The sequence below is a fragment of the Nitrosopumilus sp. genome, assembly GCF_025699125.1.
Classification (GTDB): Archaea; Thermoproteota; Nitrososphaeria; order Nitrososphaerales; family Nitrosopumilaceae; genus Nitrosopumilus.
The window spans coordinates 101,658-123,576 of sequence record NZ_JAILWC010000001.1; the positions used below are offsets into that span (position 1 = coordinate 101,658).

Genomic DNA, 21,919 nt, shown 5'->3' on the forward strand with positions numbered 1-21,919 from the left:
ATTTCTTTTATCCTTGGTTAAAACCTTTGAATACCAAAACCCCTATGAAATTGTAGGGAAGATTGAAATGAATTTAGATGAATTAAAATCAGTACTCTCCAAACCTGTAAATCTAAAAATCGATTATGATGAACATTATAGTTTGGCGTCAGTACTTGTAGTGATTCATGGAAAAGAGCCGCAAATTGTAATGACTGAAAAACCCAAACATATGAAATTCCATGCTGGAGAGATTTCATTTCCGGGCGGAAAACTGGAAGATGATGATTCTGATCTTCTTGATACTGCATTACGTGAAACTAGTGAAGAGATTGGATTGCACATTTCTCGTGAACAGGTAATTGGTCAACTTGAACCGGTTGTTACATTGAATTCTGGATTTTTAATTCTGCCATTTATCTCAGTAATTAATGAGATTCCCCCTCTTTTAGCTAATCCTGAAGTTGAAAAAATTTTTCATATTCCATTGAAATCCTTTTTGAAAACTATGGCTAAAGATCCAGATCCTTCCCATAACATCATACAAGAAATGTATACGTTTGAATATCAAAATCAAATTGTCTGGGGTGCATCTGCTAGAATTCTTAAACAGATTAGAAATCTTGTCGAATTCTGAGATTCATTTAAAAAGAGCTCTTCGTGCCTGAAAAACTATGGCCGCACGCAAGTCATCTCCAAGGAAAATTCGTCTCTTAAAAAAGACAAGACAAGCATCACCCGTACCAGCTTGGATTATTCTTAAAACAAAGAGAAGTGTTAGAACAAACCCAAAACGTAGAGCTTGGAGATCAACTGATGTGGAGGTAGGATAGATGTCTCAAGAATTAGAACGCGTTTATACGATTAATCTAGGTAAAGCTTTACTTTCACAGTCTCAACACAGAGCTGTTAGAGCAATTAACATGATCAAAGAATTTGCTCGTCATCATATGAAAGTGGAGGATATCAAAATAGAAGAAGAACTGGCTCATCAGATCTGGGCAAGAGGAGTTAGGAGTCCTCCAAGAAAAGTTAGAGTTCGAATGAGTAAGACTGATGAAGGATTTGTTCTAGTTTCACAGTATACTGATGAAGTGGAATCTAAAGTCACTCCTGAAAAAGAAACCAAAAAAGTTTCAGACAAAGTAGAAGAACCAACTAAAGAAGCTCCAAAGAAAGAATCCTCTGATGAAGTAGAGTCTAAAGTCACTCCTGAAAAAGAAACCAAAAAAGTTTCAGACAAAGTAGAAGAACCAACTAAAGAAGCTCCAAAGAAAGAATCCTCTGATGAAGTAGAGTCTAAAGTCACTCCTGAAAAAGAAACCAAAAAAGTTTCAGACAAAGTAGAAGAACCAACTAAAGAAGCTCCAAAGAAAGAACCAACTAAAGAAGCTCCAAAGAAAGAACCAACTAAAGAAGCTCCAAAGAAAGAACCAAAAAAATAGCTTTCAAAAAATTATTAATTTAAAAATTATTTTACTCTAATTGATACAAATCAAGTTTGCAATCAATACTGCAATCTGGTGTCGACCAATCAAGTGTGTCTTCTTGTGGAATCATTCCAAGTGGGTCATAATTATCAAATTTTGTCATTCCTTGAACTGATGATAACATTACAACTTTGGATTCTTCAGAAGTTGAACTCATATCTATCTGAGAATTGGCATCATTTAGAATTCCGCCAGTTATGTTTGTAATTGAATTGAGTATCCCTACAGGAATGTTGCCTCCGCCAACTACATACAACATAGAACGTTTAACTGCGTTTGGTGGCGCATTTCCATATAGCATTTTTAGTGAATCTCTCAAGGAATCTTCAATGTTTTGTCCGTCTTTGCTTGTAGTTAGTATGTTAGTTTCATTAGATATTTCAGATGAACCTATTGATTCAACAACATGCATAATTGCTGAATTTGCAATGTCATAACATGTTTTTGGGCTCAAATCTGGGTTGCTCTCAAGTAATGAGTCATTATCTAAAACAACTGTGCATTTTGAATTTTCTCTGATTCTTTTCAGAGATATTCCTGAATTGAAAATTCTATCTTTTTCGTATTTGAAAGGCATTATTGCAAATGAAACTAGTCCTTTATCTTTACACATTTCTGATACGACAGGAGCTATAGCTGAGCCTGCTTTACCTGCTAAATTACTCATCAGAATAATTGTGGAATACTCTTCTATCTTTGATTTAATTTCATCCGATACATTGTATGTTGAGCCTCTGATTAATTGGACCGATGGATTAACTACTCCTTTTGTAGAGACATGGACCGATGGATTTCCAGAAGTGAGATCTTTCTCATCATTGCTAATTAATAGACAATCTGAATTAAGCGAATCTTTAGCCTTAATTGCTAACTTTGAGCCTACGCCGCCCAAGCCTATTACTAAAATTGGTTCTTTTACTTGAAAACTCATTTCTGATCCTATTTTCTGATTTACATAAAAAACCTTCTTACGTTTTTTTAATCAAATCTTAGATCTAAAAAATTTAGCTTGCGATCTTCCCAACAAGTCTCTTTACAGAGGCATCTGTGATTTCAACTATGTGTGATTCGCCAATGTTTACTTTATCTGCAACTGCTACAGGCTTGTAAGCAAAGTTTCTGCCTTTGATGCCTTCGTCTGTATTTTCATCAAACAGAACTCTGCCCTTCCAACCGATCCATTTTTTGTTGCTCTCCATTGATAGTTTACTGATCTGTTCGAAAACTATCTTGGTTCTACGTTTCACTTCTGCCGCGTCTAACTGCTTCAATTCTGCAGCATCTGTACCTGGTCTTGCGCTGAATCTGGATAGATTTACAACATCTGGTTTTGTCTCATCCAGCAAAGCAATTGTTTCCTGAAAATCTTCCTCGGTCTCTGTAGGGAATCCTACTATGATGTCTGTGGAAATTGTAAATTGTTCAAATCTCTCTCTTGCTTTTTTTACTATGTCTCTAAAGGTCCCAGATGTGTGGCCTCTCTTCATATCATGTAGAACCTTATCGCTTCCACTTTGTACCGGAATGTGCAGGAATTTGAAGACTTTGCCATTATCAAAAGACTCGATTAATTTATCTTTGATTCTGGGCATATACATTGGATTCATCATGCCAACTCTTACCATAAAATTATCTGGAATTTCTACAACTGCGTCAACCAATGATGGCAAATCAGTTCCGATATCGAATCCATAACATCCATTGTCTGTTGAAGTTAACCATACTTCTTTACATCCTTCTTTGATCTCTGTCTGGATTTGCCTGACAATGTCTCCTAATCTATAACTTGAAAGATCACCTTTGGATAGTTTTGTCTGACAAAATGTACATTCACTTAAACACCCACTCGCAATCTCTACAATTCCTACAGTTGGATTGAGTCTGACTTTTGGAAGTCCAACTTTGGATAAATCAGAGTCTTCTAAAGCAATTTGCTTTCTTCCTTTCAGAGTTGAATTAATTATCTGAATTGTTTTGCCTAATGAATTGGGTCCTAAAAGACTGGCTTTTTCTGAGAATTTTTCAACAGCACTTTGTTCTGCTTTTGGTAAGCATCCTGCAACAATTAGCGGTTTTGTCTTTAACGATTTTATTCTATGCATCATTTTGTTTGCAGTAGAATCTTTGACAGAACATGTGACAACTATGTTGAGATCTGATTCTGAAGAACTTCCTACCAGAGTGTGACCTCCATTTTGAATCAGTCCTGAAATCATCTCCGAGTCTGCAAAGCTTGCGGAACATCCGTAAGCTTCTACGTAAATTTTTGCCATGCTCTATCCAAAAAGAGAATCAATCTCTTTGTTACTCATTAGTTTCTTTGAAACAACAAGTTCTCTGATAGTTTTTCCTGTTTTTAGAGATTCTTTGAAAAGTTCTGCTGATTTTAGATATCCAATTTTTGGAGTTAGTAATGTAACTATTACTGGACTGTTTTCAATATCTGCACGAAGTTTTTCTTTGTTAGCAGTAAGTCCATCAATTAGATTTGCAGAAAATATTGGCAAGAAATTTTTAAGCATGTCAGTTGATTCTAACATGCATTTTAGCATTCCAGGCAACATTACATTAAGTTCAAACTGTCCGCTCTGTGCAGCATAAGATACTGCCGTATCATTTCCAATTATGTTAAAGCAAATCATGTTCATGCATTCAGCTAAAGATGGATTTACTTTTCCTGGCATGATTGATGAGCCTGCATGAACTGCGGGAATTCCGAGTTCTGCTAATCCTGCAATTGGACCTGATGCCATTAGTCTGATATCGTTTGCCAGTTTTCCAATCTCTAAAGCCAAATTTCTTAAAGCACTTGATGCATTTGCAACTGCGAATTTACTTTGCAAACCGTGCTGCATGTCTTTTTCTGGTTTTAATGCAAGTTTTGAAATTCTTGAAAGTTCGGAAATTGCAATTTTTCTATAGCCTTTGGGAGTATTTGCACCAGAACCTACAGCTGTGCCCCCCAGTGCAACGTTTTGTAATTCCTTTTGGGACGAAACGATTTCATTTCTTGCTTTTGTGATTGATGTTGCATATGCGCCAAATTCACTTCCTAATGTAACTGGCAGTGCGTCCATCAGGTGGGTCCTTCCAATTTTCTTAAATGATGAAAATTGTTTTGCCTTTTTTGATAATGATTTAATTAAAATATCTATTGCAGGAATTGTGTCTTTTAGATTCATCAAAATTGCAACATGCATTGCAGTTGGATATGTGTCGTTACTTGATTGCGACATGTTAACATGGTCATTTGGATGAAGGAATTCATACTGTCCTTTCTTTTTGTGTAATACTTCTAGCGCTACATTTGCAATCACTTCATTAGAATTCATGTTAAATGCAGTGCCTGCTCCAGAATTTATCATGTCAACTACAAACTGATCTATGTATTTTCCAGAGATTATTTTGTCACATGCTGAAACTATGGCTTTTCCTCGTTTTGCATCAATAGCTTTGGTCTTCATGTTTGCAACTGCTGCTGAACGCTTAATCATTACAAATGATTTTATTAAATTCTCATGGCTTTTGTTTCCAGTAACATGATATTGTTTGATTGCTCTTCCAGTAAATGCCCCGTAGTATGCATCCGATGGAATTTTGACTTTTCCAAGTGAATCTTGATCTAGCCTGAATTTCACGTCGACTTTATTGAATTTCTACCCATTATTCATTCTTTTTCAGATATTTTCATTCTTTTTCAGATATCTTCATAATTTCACAACATTCCAATGGGAATTATTATATAGGATTTGCTAGTCATCGTGCTTAATGAATAAGCGTGTTAGTATGCTCTTTACAATTGCAGCAGTAGCTGTAATGGGGGCAACCTTATTCGGAAGCACATACACACAAACCCAAATCAGTGGACAATCACTTGACGTCTCCAAAATGGATGTCAATGTAATTGAACAAATCCACCAGATGGGCGGTTTACAGCTTGTAATGCCTCAAGCATTCGCAGAAACTGATTGTGGTGCATTAGAAAGCTCTGGACGTACAGTAGTCGAGTTTAACTTGACTGGTGAGAGTGTTGAACTTCCAATCATGGGAGGAAAAACTTACAACGCCATGACCTTTAGTGGACAAGTCCCAGGACCAACACTAAGAGTTACACAAGGTGATGTTGTAAAAATGACACTTACAATTCCAGAAGATGAAGTTACTGGACACGGTAACGACATGCACGCATCTCAAATGTCAGCATCAAACTTTGAATCAGTTAATCCTGGTGAAACAAGTCAATACTGTTACATTGCTGAGTCTGCAGGTGTTTTCAAATACCATTGTTCTGGTGTCAAACTAATTGGTATGGACCAACACGTTCTTTCCGGCATGTACGGAATTGCAATCGTTGATCCAGCTAATGGATACAAGAAATTAATGGTAGAGAAAACCAGCGGCAGCGGTGAATTAGACAGAAAATTCTACGATGCAGATGCATTAGAGTTCCAACTCCAATACAACCAATTGTACCTTACACCTGAAGGCAATTATGATGCAGGAGCAATGTTCATGCATCACAACACTGCAACAGTTGTTAATGGAATGCAATTCGGTTATGTACCAAACATGGCTCACAACTTACTCGTCAATGGCGATGTAAAGAAGAACATCTTTGTTGCACAACCATGGAATGGAATTGAACACAAGCAATACCAATCACAACTCTTGTTTGTTGAAAATGATCAACACGTGAGACTCTTTGTTGAAAACCACGGTAACGAACCAGTCTTCTTCCACATCGTTGGAGAAATCTTGGACAGAGTTACTCAAGGTAACAGAGTACAATCCGCAGCAACTGAAACATGGTTACTCGGTGGTTCACAGAACATGATTGTTGACTTGGTCTTTGATGAACCAGGTGCATACGCAGCAGTAAACCATGATTATGCAGCAATTTACACTGGCGCAGCTACAGTATTTGTGGCAGGTGACCCATTCGGCTTGAACCCAGTTCTAGTTGAGAAAGGAGTTATCCCAGCACCAGTAGCATCTTATGCATATGCTTTAGGCAATCCAAGTGATGCTGTCCCACCAATGGGAAAGAACAGTATTGCTCATCCTGCACTAAACATTCACGGTTTATACACTGATGAAGTAGCTTCTGAAATGCAAGCAAGTGGCGATTATGTCGCATTATGGGAAGTAATTCCTGTAGTAGCAGAAATCCTTACTTCTTGATCTTTTAACATCTTTTTTTCTTTTTATTTTAATGAATTATATTCCGTAGCTCATTTTCTGATGTTATGGGATTTGACGATTCAGTGTTGATCTGTGATGAAGTAGATCCCATTTTGAATAAAATTTTAGAAGATAACGGGCTGAAAATCTCTTATGAACCTGAGATAACTCCTGAACAAATAATAGAAAAAATTTCGAATTTCAATATTGTGATTGTCAGAAGCAGGACTACCATAACAAAAGAGATGATCGATAAAGCAGATAATTGTAAGATCATAGCACGTGTTGGAGTTGGACTTGATAATGTAGATCAAGTGGCCGCCAAAGCAAAAAACATCCGTGTCATTAATGCAGTAGAAGGTGCTATGAATGCAGTTGCAGAATTAGTTTTGGGTTTGATGCTTTCACTTGCAAGACAAACTGCAAGAGGTGACAGAGCAATAAGAAACGGGCAATGGCTCAAAAAAGAACTAAAGGGAACTGAACTTAGGGGAAAATATCTTGGAATAATTGGTTTGGGAAATATCGGAAAAAGATTGGGGAGGCTAGCACGTGCATTAAACATGAATATTATCGGATATGATGTTATTCCAATTGATGAGGAATTCTCAAAAGAAGTAGGATTGATGAAAGCTGACTTGAATACTCTTTTGCAAAGTTCTGATTACATCTCAATACATGTGCCGTTATTGGATTCCACACATCATCTTTTGGATGCACAAAAAATGTCTACAATGAAAAATACTGCAAAAATCATCAACACCTCTAGAGGCGGTGTTGTTGATGAGGATGCACTTTACGACGCTCTTAAAAATGGAAAATTAGGTGGAGCAGCTCTGGATGTTTTTGAAAAGGAACCTGCAATTGGAACCAAATTAGCAGAACTTGACAATGTGATCTTGACCCCTCATATTGGTGCTCAAACAAAGGAGGCACAATCTCTGGCTGCAAACGTAATCGGTGAAAAGATCATTCAAATTCTCCGTGGTGTCATCTAAAAATCGCATGATTTCTGCCTGAACTTTAAAATAAGTAAAAAAGCTTGACTTTTACGTGATTTATTGTCGCCTCTTCATTTTTAACGTCCATCTGGAGGTTAAAATATCGTAATGAATAATATAAATAAATTGCAATCTGACAGATTGAAGCCTTTTCCTAATGTGAGTTCCCTATTGAAAATTTCACTTGGACTCGTTTTATTTACTATAGTTTCCACTGCTCTTGTTTATGCTGAAACAATTTCTGTTGATGTTGACGGTACTTCGTACAATGTTGACTATACTGCAACTGGAATGACTCTTGATGCCATTGAGGCTGACTTGGATTTTGTTTCATTGATTCTTACAGTTGATGTTCCTGATTCTGATGCAACTCTGGATATTACATTTGAACGCTCTTTCTTTGATTCTACATTTGATGGATTGGATGATGATTTTATTATTCTAGTTGATGGTGATGAGCCAACTTTTACTGAAACTGAAACAACTTCTCAAAGTAGGACTCTGAGTATTGATTTACCTGCAGGAACTGAAGAAATAGAAATAATTGGTTCTTCTTTTGGTGCGGCTGCATCAATTCCAGAAGAGACACCTATTGAGGAACCCGTTGAAGAAACGCCTGTTGAGGAACCGGTAGTTGAAGAAAAGCCAGTTGTAACTACGCCAAAAGTTGAAGAAAAGCCAGTTGTAACTACACCAAAAGTTGAAGAAAAGCCAGTTGTAACTACACCAAAAGTTCAGTGCGGACCTGGAACCATTCTCAAAGACGGAGCATGTGTACTTGATGAAAGATGCGGACCTGGAACCATTCTCAAAGACGGAGCATGTGTACTTGATTCCACTCCAGTTCCAGCTGAAACTTCTGTAAAGGGAATGGGTAAGGAAACTATAGTTGCATTTGTTGCTGCATTTGTAATTGCAGGAACTGTTGGTGTGATTTTAGCATTGATTTCTAAAGCAAGCAAGAGTTCAAACTAATCACAAGACAAATTTTCTGCGTTCATCATTTTATCAAAATCAAACCCAGACATTTGAGTAATAGTTGAATATGGAATTATTCCAATAATCGGTGTATCTGTTTGAATTAAAATTACGAGTTTGTTGGGATCCAGTCTTATGTCCCCTCCATCAAACTCAAAGTCCAACGTCATGAAGATGTGTTGGGATGCTTGAATCTCCTCTGATGAAAAAATCCCTCCTTGTACATGTGATGACAAAGGATTGATTACTGCTGGTTTTACTACAAAAGACCCTATATTTTTTGAATCATAAAATGCCCCTATCTCAAATTTCTGAAAACTTGTCCAAAACGGCACTGTGTTGCAAAATTCCATCTCTCCGTGATTGGACATTGTAAAGAACGTAAATTCTCCAGGGCTGTCCCATCTGTATTCTAATTGTTGTGCTCCAAGAATGTTTAATCCTGAAACTGCAAATGGAATAACAATCACAATTATTGCAATTCCTGTAATGACTGAATGTTTGTTCATATTTCATCGATTGTATCTGCTGAAAACGAGATGATTTTTTTACCAATCAAATAATTTACAGCATTTCCCAAGTCTTCATCAGATATCTTTCCTTCAATCCACCAATAGCCAATGTTTTTTACCCAATACGGAATTGAAACATCGTAGACATTATTTTCATTAATCTCAATAGGGATGTTGATTAATTTCTTATCAATATACTTCTCAAACGCATCAATTAGAAATCCATCTGAAATATTTCCAGAAAGCCAGTTTGCCATGATTGGCTTTATTAATTCCGGGATGCAAATTGAATCTGAATCAATCAAATTAAATTCCGCTGTTGCTTGTGAACCGGAATATTTTACATCTATGAAATATTTTCCCAATGGAAATATCTCCTTTTCAAATGCAATTAGTGACGGAACTGGAGTTTGTAACTCCGTTATTGGAATTGGAATTGCACTGCTGCCTTTGCCTGCTTCATCTCTTATGTGGATTATTGCAGGATCTCCTGTAATTTCTGAAACTTGAATTGTGTAGAATAATTTTTCACAGTAACTGTATGTTGTTTTCTCCATTGTTATTACAACAGAGGGCTCTGCGCTGATGTCTGGTAGAAAGAATGTCAAACTCAATGCCAATATTGACGTCAATATTAATGACCATTGGGCATTTGTTTTCATATTTTTTTTCATTTTCTGTCCAATAAAAATCTCATAACTTCTCAGGAATGCTTTTTAACAACTTGGATTTAGTTAAATTATCGAGTTTTCTGCGGAAGCAATTCTTTGAGTGAGTGGAATTCCTTCACTCAAAGCAATTTTTACTGCTTAGCGGTGCCTATAACGAATAATCGATTCACAGTTAGAATGTACTCAAGACCATGGAAGACAGAGATAGGCAAATGATTTTCTAAATACGTTAGACGAGATTACATTTCTGGCTTTAAAAGGAAAAATCCAAAAAACAATCTACCAGATCTGTGTTTACATTTAATTTCAATGATAGACATTTACCAAAATGCACAATAAGGAAATCAGAGTAATAAAATCATGGTAAATTTAGAATATCTAAGAGTATGCAAATCATGCGGAAATGTATTTTCTAAAAAAGCTGGTGCTACAAACATTACAGAATGTCCACAATGCAAGGGAACTAGTTTTGAACAGATCATAACAGAAGAAAGTTCAGAAGACGAAGTTTATCTGGATGAATTAGACTAACTGTACCGTTTGATTGGATAAGAACAAAAAAAGGTTTTCACGATATGTGCCCAAATCAAAACAAAGTTGTTCTGACAATTTCTAATCATCTGTTTTCTAAAAATTCAAGAAAGAATCATTCAAAGTGGTTTTAACTCGAGTTACGACATAGTTTCAAAAAAATAGATCTCAATTTCATATGTCTGGTTTACAATTTTGGCTCTAAAATAGTTAAAATCTACTGCTGCATTTTTGTTCAAACACTGTGTCGTGTCTTCCTGAAATGATCTGAGTTGTGAATATGTTGCCTTTGTATTTTATTTCTTGTATTTCTCCCATAGTATGTTGCGCTTTAGATCATATAATGCGATATGTTTTCATTACTGGTGCAAACTAATTTGAATTAATTTAATAAACATGGATCATACTTGACAACTACAATTTTTTTGTTTTAGAATTTGGATTTGTTTTAAAGTACTGTCCACCAAAACATCTTGTTTTGATTTACCTGTCGCATTTTTTTTATCAAGAGGACTTTGGTGATTATATCCTCTGCGCTTCATCTCTTTAACTAATTGTTCGTGTCTGAAATATAATGCTCCAAGTTTTCCTATCCACCTGATCGTTTCAGGGTGTTTTGAATATCCCTTTTTGTTCTCAGTTATTACCGCCCATATTGCATGAATCTCACGATGTTCTCCTAATAGATGATTTTTGCACAATTTGACAGGAGAAATATCCCAAATTCTCATCTGGCCTTTTTTCCTCTGGCTTTTGTTCTCAAAACTGCTTTGCAACAAATACATCTTGTATCTTCAATTAGCAAGAATAACCCACAAAATGTGCATCGCTTGTGCCCAATCTCGTATCTGATTCTATTTGGAACCGGTTTTGCTTTATGCATTTGACAGATTCCTCTACATGTTCTACCCATAATTTTTCACTTTGATTAAAATTCGGAATCATGCTATTTGAACAAATGATCTTTTTTATTCTAGTGGTAAAATTCTATATCTTTCTGAGAATCTTAGGTAATTCTTCTAATCCGCAATCTGGAATGATGTTTCCTTCAAATTTAGGAATTTTTTTAGAATTGAATGCAAAGCCTCCAATTAATATTGGGATATCTTTATGATCCTTAATTTTTCTAACGAGTCTTTGTCCTGCTGCAAGATTGTCTTCTAAAGTAATTGAAACTAATACTGCATCTGGCTTATTATTGTCAATAAAACTAAGAATTGACTCTGTTGGAATTGGTGTTCTTATATTGTATACTTTGAATCCTTTGATTGAGAGATACGTTTCTAACACATCACATCCTAAATGATGTTCTTCCCCCAGTGGAACACAAATGAGGATTTTTTTCTTATTGCCTGTACCTGACACTTGATCCATTATTATTTTCACTAATGTTTGTGCTACATTACTTGAAACATGTTCTGTTGCAATGCTGATTTTGTTATTGGCCCAATCATCTCCAATTTTATACATTACTGGTTTTAGGATTTTATCAAAAAAACTTGTTGTATTAAATAACTTAGCATATTCCTCATAAATTGTTACGGCATCATGAATATTGCCTTCTGTTAATTTTTTGTACAATTGTTGTTTTGATTTGTTTGTGGCATCTTCTCTTTTTTTGATGTCTTTTGGATTGAATGACGCTAAAACAGCTAATATTTTGGAATTATTTCTATAGTCTACTGGTATGTCATCTTTTACAACTTCGGACGCTTTTCCAAGATATTTTACTATCTCTTGCTTGGATGTACTCTTTTTTGAATCCCACACGCTTTTGACCAAGTAAAGATATTGATCTGACTTTACTTTTTTTGCTCTTATGTAGACCATGCTTTTTTCTCATATTTTTGTTATTTAACTAATGCCAACCGCATATCATAGTGCTAAAATTTCGTTAATTTTATGATTTAGGTGTGGTTTATTCTAAACATTCTTCAGAATATGCCATAATTACCACTAGTATTTTTAATTATCACTAGTTTAAATAATCTGGAACAAAAAAATCCTCATGGGGCAAATTCTTTCAAATATTCCTATTTCTCAGTCACATCCTTTTTCGATTTTAGTTACTGGTGCTACTGGTTTTATTGGTTCTAGATTGGTTTCTGTGTTGGCATCATCAGGGTATACCATAAAAGGTCTTACTAGAAAAAAACTTGCTGATACTAAAAATGTAAAGTACGTTCAAGCTGATGTTTTTGATCTTGATCAATTAAAACATGCCATGCAGGGAATTGACACTGCATATTATCTACTTCATTCAATGGAAGGAAGTAAATCTGAATGGCAAGAGTTTGCATCAAGAGAAAGAATTCAAGCTCAAAATTTTCTTAATGCTGCAACTGCTGCTGGCGTAAAGAGAATTATCTATTTGGGAGGATTAGTTAATGATAGTTTAGAATTATCTCCACACATGCGCAGTCGTAAAGAAGTTGGAGAAATTCTTGCTTCTGGTAATATCCCTGTGACTGAATTGCGTGCATCCATAATCATTGGTGCAAAAGGAGGATCTTATGCTATGTTACGTTATCTCGTAGAGCGTTTACGTATAATGATATGTCCTTCTTGGGTAAAGTCCTTGGCACAACCAATTGCAGTTGATGATGTAGTATGTTATTTAGCTGAATGTCTTACACAATCTAAAACCATTGGAAAAATATTTGAAATTGGTGGACCTGAAAAAATAACTTATGAGCAACTAATGAGAGTTTATTCTGCATATCTGAACAAAAATTTGTTTATTCTACAAATTCCTTTTTTGACAACCAGGCTGTCGTCGTATTGGGTAGATCTTATCACTCCTGTAAAAGCCTCTCTTGCAAGACCGCTGATTGATAGTCTAGTACATGATACTGTCGTAACTGATGATTCGATTACAAAAATTATCCCCCTGCGTTTGAAATCTATTCGCGAATCAATTGATATTGCAACCAAAGAAATGAAGATGTCTCCGCCTGAAACTGAATTAAAAGAAGAAAAAACTGGATTTAAAATTAATCAAAAACTCATTCAAATCTCTCTTTTAGCCTTGGCTGTTATTGGAACATCATATTATTGGCTAGATAATCGACCTGAAATTTATCAGCCAATGTGGCTACTTGGATCACTAATTTGGTATGCTGTCATTGTTTTGTCAATTATCGGCATTCGTAATAAAACTAGATTAGGTTATCTTATGGCAGGTGTTTTATCGTGGTTCACTTTGGTGTTTTGGTTATTTGATAATTATTATGTTGTATTTCAAACTTCACTGATTGCAAGTCAGCCAAATGATTTGATGACAATTAGAAATTTCATAGGGATATTTGCTGCAGTAATTACTGTGATAGCATCTCATAATCTGTTTCATAAAGTCTTTGATTATCAAAGCAAAGGCAAACCTATTTGATTTTAATTCGAAAAACAACCCTCATTTTTCAATTTTATCACTTTTTCATTAAAACATCAAATAGATTATCTTGATGAGGTTCTACATATAGCAGAAAATAAGTTTGACTGGCAAGGTATGTGTTATTAAATCTAAAAATCATTGGATTTATTCTAGCAAGAATATCTCCTATTGCAATCTTTTTTTCTTGAAATTGTATTAGGTGTTCAAAGAACTGTTCTTTTTCTGATTGTGTGAAATCTTTAGAAAAATAACCAAAAATATGCATTAGAACATTGCTGTGTGTTTTAGTTGTAGGTTCTTTCTCAAATGCTTTTCTCAAATGCTTTTCATACTCTGTTAAAATTTCTGAAAATTGAATTTTTTTGTTACTTGCAACAATGTTGCCTAAAATTTTTAATTCATTTTGATCATGTGCCATTATCATGTATTTATTCATGGCTTGAAACAAAATCAAATTTTTTATTTTGTTTGAAGTCTTTACATTTTCAAATCTCTCAATAACATAATCCCTGATTTGTTTTTCTGATACTTTTTGTTCTTTTGTATTGAGAGTTTCTTGATTTTTATCCACTTTTGAAATTTATTTTATTTTGCATATAAGGCAGAACGAATTGTAATCTGTTTACCACTAGATTTTTTCTATCTCATCTATTTGGTATTTTTAGCACTAGAATATTATTTAGCACTAGCTTATATGTAATGAATGCAAAATTCCATTAATGAAAACCACAATAACTGCAATCGCAGCGATTCTACTGGTTACATCAGCAACATCTTTTGCTTATGCGGAAGTACCATCCTGGGTTAAGAACAACGCAGGTTGGTGGGCTGATGGCACTGTCTCAGATACTGAATTTTTAACAGGAATAGAGTTTTTGATCAAAGATGGAATCATTGCAGTACCTCCAACAAATGTTTCTTCTGAAAAATCAGATGGTGTTCCAGCTTGGGTTAAGAACAACGCAGGTTGGTGGGCTGAAGGAATCATTTCTGATGATGAATTTGTAAATGGTATTCAACATTTAATGATGACTGGATTGATTTCGGTTGTTAATAATGAAGAACCACAACAAATTACTTCTGAATCACAAAACAATGATTCTAAACTAGCAGAACTTGAAGCAGAACTAGAAAAGTGCTCTGAAATTGTTAAATCTTACAAAAGAATTGATTGCCAAAAACCAATTGAAAAAGCAATAATGTTATACAAATATCAAATGAATGCTGAGAAATTCATCGTTGGGCCAATTACATACTATTGGTTTGGTATAAATTCTGAAGGAAATGGATTTGAGATTAGTCCAACTGGACAACCAATACTTTCAATTCGTATGCTAGCTGAGAATACAAGTTCTGAAATTGTTGCACTAAATTGCACTAGTCCACAAATATGTGCATATGATGTTTGGGATGGTTCTAAGGCCTTCAAATATTCTGGCATGGATTTTACCAGTGGACAAATTGCACTAAATCCAAATGATTCGAGAGAATTCAATATTCTCTTTGGACCAAACATTGGATATGGTGGAACTGAGTTTGAATATGATTCTTCAAAGAATTATGAATTTAGAATCAATGAGAACTTTGGAAGTGCGACCGTCCAATTAAACTTGGAATAGGCTCTTCCCCCTTTTTCCTTTTTATTTTTATACCTCTCATGTATGGCCGATACTTGGTAATCCGCATTTGCATGCTCAAAGAATTCTCTATCTGGATCCGATAAACTCGTTTAGTGGCTTCTGTCTTTAGGGATTCATAGAAAAGCTGGTACGGGGTAACAATAGGGAATATTTGGCCGTGAATATAGTTAAAGAGAATAGAATGACGATTTTACAGTTATTAATGGGGATTTTTCTATGCCTGATATGCCTAGTCATCAAGACAAAACATGGATCCGACTTTGGAATGAGAATGCTCCTGAATTACGTGAGCGCATTGTAGGATGGCGTAAACAAAATGCTATCACTAGAATTGACAAACCTAGTAGAATAGAGAGAGCTAGAAGATTAGGTTACAAAGCAAAACAAGGAATCATTGTTGTCCGAATGAGAGTCGGAACTGGTGGTATGAGAAAACAAAGACCTACTGGTGGTAGGAGACCAAAACATCTGGGTGTCACAAGAATCAAGGCCGATGATGATATGAAAACTGTTGCAAATAGAAGAGTTCTTGAACGTTACCCAAACATGAAACTTTTAGGTTCATATTTTATCTACAAAGACGGAATGCATTACTGGTTTGAAGTAATTTTAGCAGATCCACAGCATCCACGAATTGCTCAGGATAAAGAATTAAACAGACAGATTCCTCAAACTGCATAAGTTGAAAACATTATTTTTAGTTTCACTAGTTTTACTTTTTGTAATTTCTCCTGCATACGGACAATCGCTATCTGATGCAACAGGATTAGTTACTAGACTAGATGTTAAAACGGGTGGACATACTTTTGAAGTTGAAACAGTTTCAAATTTTAATATTCAAGATTTTAATTTTGACAAAGATGAAAAGAAACTGTCTCTCTTCATAAATAGTGGATTGGAACGTAATTTGGGAGAGTTGCTTATCCCTCAAACACTTTTGGGAGGAAATTTTACATTTTATCTAAACGATCAGCCTTATTTCCCGAAAGTTCACTCCAATGAAAAAATTTCTTTTGTTACTTTGAATTTTACTGGTTCTGGTGAAAACAAATTGGAAATTTTTGGAACTACTTATCTTGACGGCTTAACTGACAAATCTGAAATAATTCCAGAAGAACTACCGCCATTGCAAAAAGGAGAAACATTGCCTGATTCACTTGGATGGCTGATATTGGTAGGATTTTTAGCTGTTGTCTCTGCAGTTGTTGTTGTAAAAATTAAGAAACAAAAATCCTAGTTTCTATTACTTGAAATCTGATTCTAATACAAAAACTCTAATAATTTGAGATGTGCCATACAATCAATGAATTATGAAAAATTTTGCTCTGAAATCTTAGCCGCAGATCCAAAAATTAGATTTGCAACAGTTTACGATGAATGGGCAGTACGCGTTGCAGGTGGGATGAGAGAAGGGATTGAAAATTTGCTTTCTGACCATGCTGAAAAAGAGTTGGTCAATCTCTCAATCATGGATTGGAAGGCGCGCAAGGATATGTCAAAATGGCTTGGCATGACAAAATACACTCTGGGTGAATATGATAAAGTAAAACGTTTTTCATTCTATCTTGGAGATGATCATCTGCTGTTAGTCAGCGCTGAAAAAGATTCCGATACAAATGTTGTAGTTGATGAAGTGATCAAAATTTATTACAAAAATCAAGACTAGTCTTTTGTGGATAATGCAAAAATTGCCCTGATTGGAGGGTTTGTCATAGTTGTTGCTTTATCAATATCGCTTGTCTTGATTCACTGAATCAGTCTTCAGCGAGTAATTTTTGAATTAATGGCTCTATATGTCCAGTCTGTCCAAAAGACACATCTCTGAGAATTCCTTTTCTGTCTACTATGATGGTAGAAGGCGTTCCTTGCAATGCAAATTTTTCAAAGGTTTCAGCCGAATATTCTTTTGATTTCATATAGTCCTTGACTCTTTGAATGATCTGTTTTTTGTAATCCTCTGATTGAGAATCAAAATCGGGGATTTGCGGATATATGAATTGCATTATCTTTTCTTGGCTGATTTCACCCGAAGTCTTTGTTAAATTGTCCATTCCTAACGGAAATGGAATCTTGTAAGGTAGTTTTCCGTCTTTGAGCTGTCCGTACATTGAGAGCGCATTCTTTGTCTCGCCAACTACCTCTCCAGTTTCTGCAAGCATCTTCAAATTATCCAGCGTATTTTTATCAAAATCTTCAAACGCTGTGGCAAGACCCAAAACTCTGACTCCGTCATCTTTGTATTTGTTGTAGATTTCAATTGCCTCTGGAAGTGCATGCATAAAACATCCTGGACAATTGACCTGAAATACTTCCAAAATCACAATGTGGTCTTTTTCTTGGTCAAAGTTGGTTGGAGATCCCTGAACCCATTCAGAAACCCCGAAATTTGGTACTTTCTCGCCTATTACTGCGCTCATGATGACTGTTGTATTTTTTCCATTAAATACTAATTGATCATTATTCGTAATTGAGATCTAAAAATCATCTGAAATCTCATTATGCTTTTTCAGATTTTATTTAGTTGCTTTTGGAAAAACAACTGTAAACTTTGTTGGATTATTTGTAAAACTGATTTTACCATTATGCTGCTCTACGACGTTCTTTACGCTGGAGAGTCCCAAGCCGGTTCCATCTTGTTTCGATGAAACTAGTGGCTCAAAAATCCTCTCACCTAATTCATCTGGCACACCAGATCCTGAATCTTGAATCGTGATTTTGATAGAATCTTCTGTTTCGCCAAGTTCGATTGCTATTTGTCCTGATTCATTTCCTATTGCCTGAACTGCGTTTAACAAAAGATTTCCAAATATGATCTCCATTTTTACCGAGTCACAGTTGTATGTGATGTCGTTTTTTGGAGTGAGAATTGTTACGTTTGGATTCTCAATCAGTGATAGCGACTTTTGAAGAACTTGTTTTAATGAAACATCTTTTTTATCTAGTGGAATCTTTTGAACATAATTTAGAACCTTCTCCACTTGATGGTTCATCCTACTAACAGATTCCTCCATCAATGCCAGTCTTTCCATGACAAAATTATCAATCTCTGTCCCCTTTCTAAGCTTTAGAACTCCTACAGACCCTTTAATGACAGTTAGGGGTGTACGTAACTCATGTGCGAGACGTCCTGACAATTCCCCTATTGCTGCCATTCGTTCAGAGCTTACTAGCTGTTTAGTCTTCTCATGTAGTTCGTCTTCTAATTGGTTCTTTCTTTTTATAAGATCTACTTCTGCGCTTGCAATTTTTGATAAATTTGCATGAAGTTTTTTATTAAGTTCTTGGGATATTTTTTTCTCTGATTCTAACTGCATGTAGATAATGTCATTTCTTTGTTTGTCAGCTGCATTCAATGCAGCTAATGAATCTTGAAAAATTCTTTTTGCTTCCGTATTAAGTAATGGTTGGTCCTCTTCTGAATCGATCTTTTTAGTTTGAATCAATGAGGCGGTTGGTTCTACTTCCTCTTCAATTTCTGAAGACAATTTTTGTGTGTTTTGCTCATATGATTTTTTCTCTTTTTCATAAAACACTGTTCTGTTAGGAGCATTCATGGGATCTGTGTTGTTTTCATCAAAGTTCTTCCTGACAAGATATTTGCGCATAGGCGATATATGAAAAATCAGCATATAGTTTTCTCTTTGTTTGTTTCATACAAACATAATTTGTTATTTTACTAAATGGTATGTTCTCAACTGTAATTGTTGTAACTGGTTATATGTGGACTCACAAAATTATCTCGTAATAATTTCCCCTATCCTCAATATCTTGCATTTGTGATACGATTTTGTCTGCTTCTTCATCTTTATTTACGCTAAGGATGAACTCTCCGTCATTACTGATTCCGTTTACACTTCCATATGTTACACCGTTGTACACCAGTGGCTTTTTTGTGGAATTGTTTGCAGGTTTTGTTATTTCCTTTTTCATAAGCAGTTGTTTTGAAACTGCCATCACAACCACTCCGGAATGAAATGGCTTGAAGATAAAGTCTTTTGCCCCGCCTGTCTTTATTGCGTCGTCAACTAGTTCTTTGTTGTCTTTAGTTGACGCAACTATTATTTTTGCATTAGGATCATACTTTCTGATTGCAGCTATTGCAGTCAGGCCATCGACCTTGGGCATCAGTATGTCCATTATCACAACATGTGGTTTTTTAGAGATATACTGCTCTACTGCTTCCTTCCCGTCTCTTGCTTCATAAAAATAATATCCTATTTGAGCATCTATGAGGATGCTCTTCACTTTCAATCTGAATGCCTCTGAATCATCTACGATGAGGATCTTACTGAAGCGCAATGGGTTTGCCATATTGAACTGGCGGTTTTATATGATATTATGGATTGTTTGTAATAAAATTACAAACAACTCGTAATCTAGCATTTTGGCCTTGTACTTGTATGGGTATTAATCCTCGTGTTGTTGTAGTGGATGACTCGAAATCCAACTTGGATGTTTTTTGCGAGTTCCTGACTCTGAATAACGTGGATGTTGTGGGACAGGGAAAAAACGGTGTTGAGGCAGTCCAACTTTTTGAGCAATATAATCCGGATGTCGTGTTGGCAGATTTGGCAATGCCTGTCTATGACGGGTATTTTGCGCTAAACAACATTTTGGCAGTGGATAAAAATGCCAAGGTTGTAATTATCACTGCCTTGGAAGGAAAAAAAGACACGCCAAAATTATTGAAACTTGGCGCAGTTGACGTTCTGCAAAAACCTATTGATCTGAATCGAGTTGTTGATGTGATAAATAAGATATTCAAAGAAAAGAAGCTTCTGCAAGTTTAGCATGTTTCTAAAATGATTAGACTTTTTTTCAAGTACCCTAATATATGACACACAAAGTTTCAAAACAAATTGCAAGCAGTGACTGAAGAACGATTGGCTCTTTTTGCTGAAATGGAGTCAAAGTACGAGCAAAAAGACACTGATTATTTTGTATCTCTTTTGGAGCATCCTGATTATGTGGTTAGAACAAGGGTTGCTTGCATCCTGGTTGATTTTGGTGGAGAAGATAAAGTTCAGTATATCGCCAAAGTTTTAAAAAATGATGAAAATGAACTGGTTCGGCATGAGGCAGCATTTGCATTGGGCCAGATGAGTTATTCCAGTGCAATCCCACCATTGACTGATGCGACCCTTAATGACCCAAGCATGTTTGTCAGACATGAGGCAGCAATTGCTTTGGGTGTTGTGGGAAATAAAGATGCAAAAGAAGCTCTTCAAAAGGCATTAAACGATCCAGACCTGCCAGTCGTAGAATCTGCAGTTGTCGCGCTATCTAATATTGAATTTATGGAAAAGTTAAGTAAGAATGAACAGTTTGCAAAGTTAACGGGTGGATGAGATTGGATTTTTCGGTTGGAATTATTGTAATAGTTGGCGTTCTTGCGGCTGTGTCTCTTGGATTCATTGCAATGAATCCTGATGAAATCATTCAACCAAGAATGGTCTCAGTAGAAGAGCCGACTGTCTGCACAATGGAGTGGAATCCTGTGTGTGGTGTTGATGGTGAAACTTATGGCAATATGTGCATGTTGAATGCCGCTGATGTGAAACTAGATTATGCCGGTGAATGTGTGGTTGCAGAACCTGAACCGGAACCTGAACCAACACCAGAACCAGAACCGGAACCTGAACCAACACCAGAACCAACAATGACTATGCCTGTAACTGGGGCTCACACTGTAAACATTGCTGAAGGTTCTTCAATTCCAGGATGTGAAGAGACAAACGAATGTTACTTGCCTTCTTCAATTACAATTTCTGTAGGTGATACAGTAACATGGAATAATCCTGACAGTGCAGCTCATACTGTAACTAGTGGAAACATTTCAGATGGACATGACGGTGTCTTTGACTCTGGTTTGTTTATGTCTGGTTCAACTTTTGAATTTACTTTTGATGAGTCGGGAACTTTTGATTACTTTTGTATGGTTCATCCTTGGATGACTGGTCAAGTTATTGTCAATGATGTTGAAGAGATGGTAGTAATTGAAGAGCCAACTCCTGAACCAGAACCTGTGATGGAGCCAGAACCTGTGATGGAGCCAGAAGCAATTGCAGAACCGGAAAAAACATCTATAGTTTCAATTCCACCTGGCGCTGCAATTCCAGGATGTGAAGAGACAAACGAATGTTACTTGCCTTATGAAATTACTATTTCTGTTGGTCAAACAGTTACTTGGAGCAATGATGATTCAGCAGCTCATACTGTGAGTAGTGGAACTGTTAATGCCGGAGTGACCGGAGTGTTTGACTCTGGTTTGTTCATGTCTGGTTCAACTTTTGAGCATACGTTTGAGAAAGCAGGAAAATACGATTACTTTTGCATGGTTCATCCTTGGATGACTGGCGTTGTTATCGTGGAATGATGTGTTTCTGATTTTCTAATTTCTAAAATATTCTTAAAAAATTCTTTTATTGTACAAGACTTTCGATAATCAATTACTGATCTTTTAAAAAAATTCCATCTGTTAACTTTCGTGGGCTGACAACAAGTAGGAACTTTATTTATTCCTAAAACATCCATAAAACGAGTTT

At 35.8% G+C, this 21,919-nt stretch carries 27 protein-coding genes; 15 read left to right on the plus strand and 12 right to left on the minus strand.

Annotated elements, in window-relative coordinates; genetic code table 11:
- The first annotated feature begins 67 nt into the window (after positions 1-67).
- The 3 genes from K5783_RS00620 to K5783_RS00630 are packed head-to-tail and all read left to right on the plus strand — an operon-like array spanning position 68 to position 1,424.
- Positions 68-616, plus strand: a complete 549-nt coding sequence (locus tag K5783_RS00620; protein WP_297472674.1) for a CoA pyrophosphatase — start codon at positions 68-70, stop codon at positions 614-616.
- Between the two features lie 37 nt (positions 617-653).
- Positions 654-812, plus strand: a complete 159-nt coding sequence (locus tag K5783_RS00625; RefSeq protein WP_048115676.1) for a 50S ribosomal protein L39e — start codon at positions 654-656, stop codon at positions 810-812.
- Positions 813-1,424: a 50S ribosomal protein L31e gene (locus K5783_RS00630; protein ID WP_297471651.1), complete on the plus strand. Its 612-nt coding sequence runs from the start codon at positions 813-815 to the stop codon at positions 1,422-1,424.
- Positions 1,425-1,455: 31 nt separating this feature from the next.
- On the opposite strand, the gene K5783_RS00635 is transcribed toward K5783_RS00630, so the two are convergent.
- The 3 genes from K5783_RS00635 to K5783_RS00645 all read right to left on the minus strand — a co-directional run bounded on the left by K5783_RS00635 (position 1,456) and on the right by K5783_RS00645 (position 5,107).
- On the minus strand, positions 1,456-2,400 hold the full coding sequence (locus tag K5783_RS00635; protein WP_297471652.1) for a cell division protein FtsZ: 945 nt from the start codon (positions 2,398-2,400) through the stop codon (positions 1,456-1,458).
- A 73-nt stretch (positions 2,401-2,473) separates the two neighbouring features.
- The gene (locus K5783_RS00640) at positions 2,474-3,742 is read right to left on the minus strand and encodes a tRNA (N(6)-L-threonylcarbamoyladenosine(37)-C(2))-methylthiotransferase (RefSeq protein WP_297471653.1); all 1,269 of its coding nucleotides are present in this window, start codon (positions 3,740-3,742) and stop codon (positions 2,474-2,476) included.
- A 3-nt stretch (positions 3,743-3,745) separates the two neighbouring features.
- Positions 3,746-5,107: an aspartate ammonia-lyase gene (locus K5783_RS00645; protein ID WP_297471654.1), complete on the minus strand. Its 1,362-nt coding sequence runs from the start codon at positions 5,105-5,107 to the stop codon at positions 3,746-3,748.
- Between the two features lie 148 nt (positions 5,108-5,255).
- Here K5783_RS00645 and K5783_RS00650 point away from each other — a divergent pair, with 148 nt between their 5' ends.
- The 3 genes from K5783_RS00650 (at position 5,256) to K5783_RS00660 (ending at position 8,626) form a co-directional block, all read left to right on the plus strand.
- On the plus strand, positions 5,256-6,650 hold the full coding sequence (locus K5783_RS00650; protein ID WP_297472676.1) for a multicopper oxidase domain-containing protein: 1,395 nt from the start codon (positions 5,256-5,258) through the stop codon (positions 6,648-6,650).
- A gap of 65 nt (positions 6,651-6,715) precedes the next feature.
- Positions 6,716-7,648 (plus strand): D-2-hydroxyacid dehydrogenase, encoded by a 933-nt coding sequence (locus tag K5783_RS00655; RefSeq protein WP_297471655.1) that lies wholly within the window; start codon positions 6,716-6,718, stop codon positions 7,646-7,648.
- A gap of 111 nt (positions 7,649-7,759) precedes the next feature.
- Positions 7,760-8,626: a hypothetical protein gene (locus K5783_RS00660; protein WP_297471656.1), complete on the plus strand. Its 867-nt coding sequence runs from the start codon at positions 7,760-7,762 to the stop codon at positions 8,624-8,626.
- Here K5783_RS00660 and K5783_RS00665 read toward each other — a convergent pair.
- Positions 8,623-9,138 (minus strand): thr operon leader peptide, encoded by a 516-nt coding sequence (locus K5783_RS00665; protein ID WP_297471657.1) that lies wholly within the window; start codon positions 9,136-9,138, stop codon positions 8,623-8,625. The genes K5783_RS00660 and K5783_RS00665 overlap by 4 nt on opposite strands.
- Positions 9,135-9,803 carry a hypothetical protein gene (locus tag K5783_RS00670; RefSeq protein ID WP_297471658.1) on the minus strand — a complete coding sequence of 223 codons (669 nt, stop codon included), beginning with the start codon at positions 9,801-9,803 and terminating at the stop codon, positions 9,135-9,137. The genes K5783_RS00665 and K5783_RS00670 overlap by 4 nt, the downstream gene beginning before the upstream one ends.
- A gap of 369 nt (positions 9,804-10,172) precedes the next feature.
- Here K5783_RS00670 and K5783_RS00675 point away from each other — a divergent pair, with 369 nt between their 5' ends.
- Entirely contained in the window at positions 10,173-10,343 is a 171-nt protein-coding gene (locus K5783_RS00675; protein ID WP_297471659.1) for a hypothetical protein, read from the plus strand.
- A 401-nt stretch (positions 10,344-10,744) separates the two neighbouring features.
- On the opposite strand, the gene K5783_RS00680 is transcribed toward K5783_RS00675, so the two are convergent.
- From K5783_RS00680 to K5783_RS00690, 3 genes are all read right to left on the minus strand, one after another.
- Positions 10,745-11,074 (minus strand): pyrimidine dimer DNA glycosylase/endonuclease V, encoded by a 330-nt coding sequence (locus K5783_RS00680; protein ID WP_297471660.1) that lies wholly within the window; start codon positions 11,072-11,074, stop codon positions 10,745-10,747.
- Complete coding sequence (locus K5783_RS00685) at positions 11,071-11,256, minus strand: hypothetical protein (protein WP_366939131.1); 186 nt, start codon at positions 11,254-11,256, stop codon at positions 11,071-11,073. The genes K5783_RS00680 and K5783_RS00685 overlap by 4 nt, the downstream gene beginning before the upstream one ends.
- A gap of 74 nt (positions 11,257-11,330) precedes the next feature.
- A complete protein-coding gene (locus tag K5783_RS00690) occupies positions 11,331-12,173 on the minus strand; it encodes a cobalamin-dependent protein (protein WP_297471662.1) in 843 nt (280 codons plus the stop codon).
- A 178-nt stretch (positions 12,174-12,351) separates the two neighbouring features.
- Between K5783_RS00690 and K5783_RS00695 the strand changes: the two genes are divergently transcribed.
- On the plus strand, positions 12,352-13,731 hold the full coding sequence (locus K5783_RS00695; RefSeq protein ID WP_297471663.1) for an NAD(P)H-binding protein: 1,380 nt from the start codon (positions 12,352-12,354) through the stop codon (positions 13,729-13,731).
- Between the two features lie 37 nt (positions 13,732-13,768).
- Here K5783_RS00695 and K5783_RS00700 read toward each other — a convergent pair whose 3' ends face one another.
- The gene (locus tag K5783_RS00700; RefSeq protein WP_297471664.1) at positions 13,769-14,305 is read right to left on the minus strand and encodes a YbgA family protein; all 537 of its coding nucleotides are present in this window, start codon (positions 14,303-14,305) and stop codon (positions 13,769-13,771) included.
- 148 nt (positions 14,306-14,453) lie between these two features.
- Here K5783_RS00700 and K5783_RS00705 point away from each other — a divergent pair, with 148 nt between their 5' ends.
- From K5783_RS00705 to K5783_RS00720, 4 genes are all read left to right on the plus strand, one after another.
- Positions 14,454-15,353, plus strand: a complete 900-nt coding sequence (locus K5783_RS00705; protein ID WP_297471665.1) for a peptidase — start codon at positions 14,454-14,456, stop codon at positions 15,351-15,353.
- A gap of 246 nt (positions 15,354-15,599) precedes the next feature.
- Positions 15,600-16,055 (plus strand): 50S ribosomal protein L15e, encoded by a 456-nt coding sequence (locus K5783_RS00710; RefSeq protein WP_297472678.1) that lies wholly within the window; start codon positions 15,600-15,602, stop codon positions 16,053-16,055.
- 1 nt (position 16,056) lies between these two features.
- Positions 16,057-16,611, plus strand: coding sequence for a hypothetical protein (locus tag K5783_RS00715; protein ID WP_297471666.1), 555 nt, complete (start codon positions 16,057-16,059; stop codon positions 16,609-16,611).
- 66 nt (positions 16,612-16,677) lie between these two features.
- On the plus strand, positions 16,678-17,040 hold the full coding sequence (locus tag K5783_RS00720) for a DUF6659 family protein (protein WP_297471667.1): 363 nt from the start codon (positions 16,678-16,680) through the stop codon (positions 17,038-17,040).
- 88 nt (positions 17,041-17,128) lie between these two features.
- Here the strand turns inward: K5783_RS00720 and K5783_RS00725 are convergent, their stop codons facing one another.
- The 3 genes from K5783_RS00725 to K5783_RS00735 form a co-directional block, all read right to left on the minus strand.
- Complete coding sequence (locus K5783_RS00725) at positions 17,129-17,791, minus strand: TlpA family protein disulfide reductase (protein WP_297471668.1); 663 nt, start codon at positions 17,789-17,791, stop codon at positions 17,129-17,131.
- A 96-nt stretch (positions 17,792-17,887) separates the two neighbouring features.
- The gene (locus K5783_RS00730) at positions 17,888-18,979 is read right to left on the minus strand and encodes a HAMP domain-containing sensor histidine kinase (protein ID WP_297471669.1); all 1,092 of its coding nucleotides are present in this window, start codon (positions 18,977-18,979) and stop codon (positions 17,888-17,890) included.
- Between the two features lie 121 nt (positions 18,980-19,100).
- On the minus strand, positions 19,101-19,685 hold the full coding sequence (locus tag K5783_RS00735) for a response regulator (RefSeq protein WP_297471670.1): 585 nt from the start codon (positions 19,683-19,685) through the stop codon (positions 19,101-19,103).
- Between the two features lie 89 nt (positions 19,686-19,774).
- Here K5783_RS00735 and K5783_RS00740 point away from each other — a divergent pair, with 89 nt between their 5' ends.
- The 3 genes from K5783_RS00740 (at position 19,775) to K5783_RS00750 (ending at position 21,750) form a co-directional block, all read left to right on the plus strand.
- A complete protein-coding gene (locus tag K5783_RS00740; protein ID WP_297471671.1) occupies positions 19,775-20,164 on the plus strand; it encodes a response regulator in 390 nt (129 codons plus the stop codon).
- Between the two features lie 78 nt (positions 20,165-20,242).
- Complete coding sequence (locus tag K5783_RS00745; RefSeq protein WP_297472680.1) at positions 20,243-20,722, plus strand: HEAT repeat domain-containing protein; 480 nt, start codon at positions 20,243-20,245, stop codon at positions 20,720-20,722.
- Positions 20,723-20,724: 2 nt separating this feature from the next.
- Entirely contained in the window at positions 20,725-21,750 is a 1,026-nt protein-coding gene (locus tag K5783_RS00750; protein WP_297471672.1) for a plastocyanin/azurin family copper-binding protein, read from the plus strand.
- The last annotated feature ends 169 nt before the right edge of the window (positions 21,751-21,919 follow it).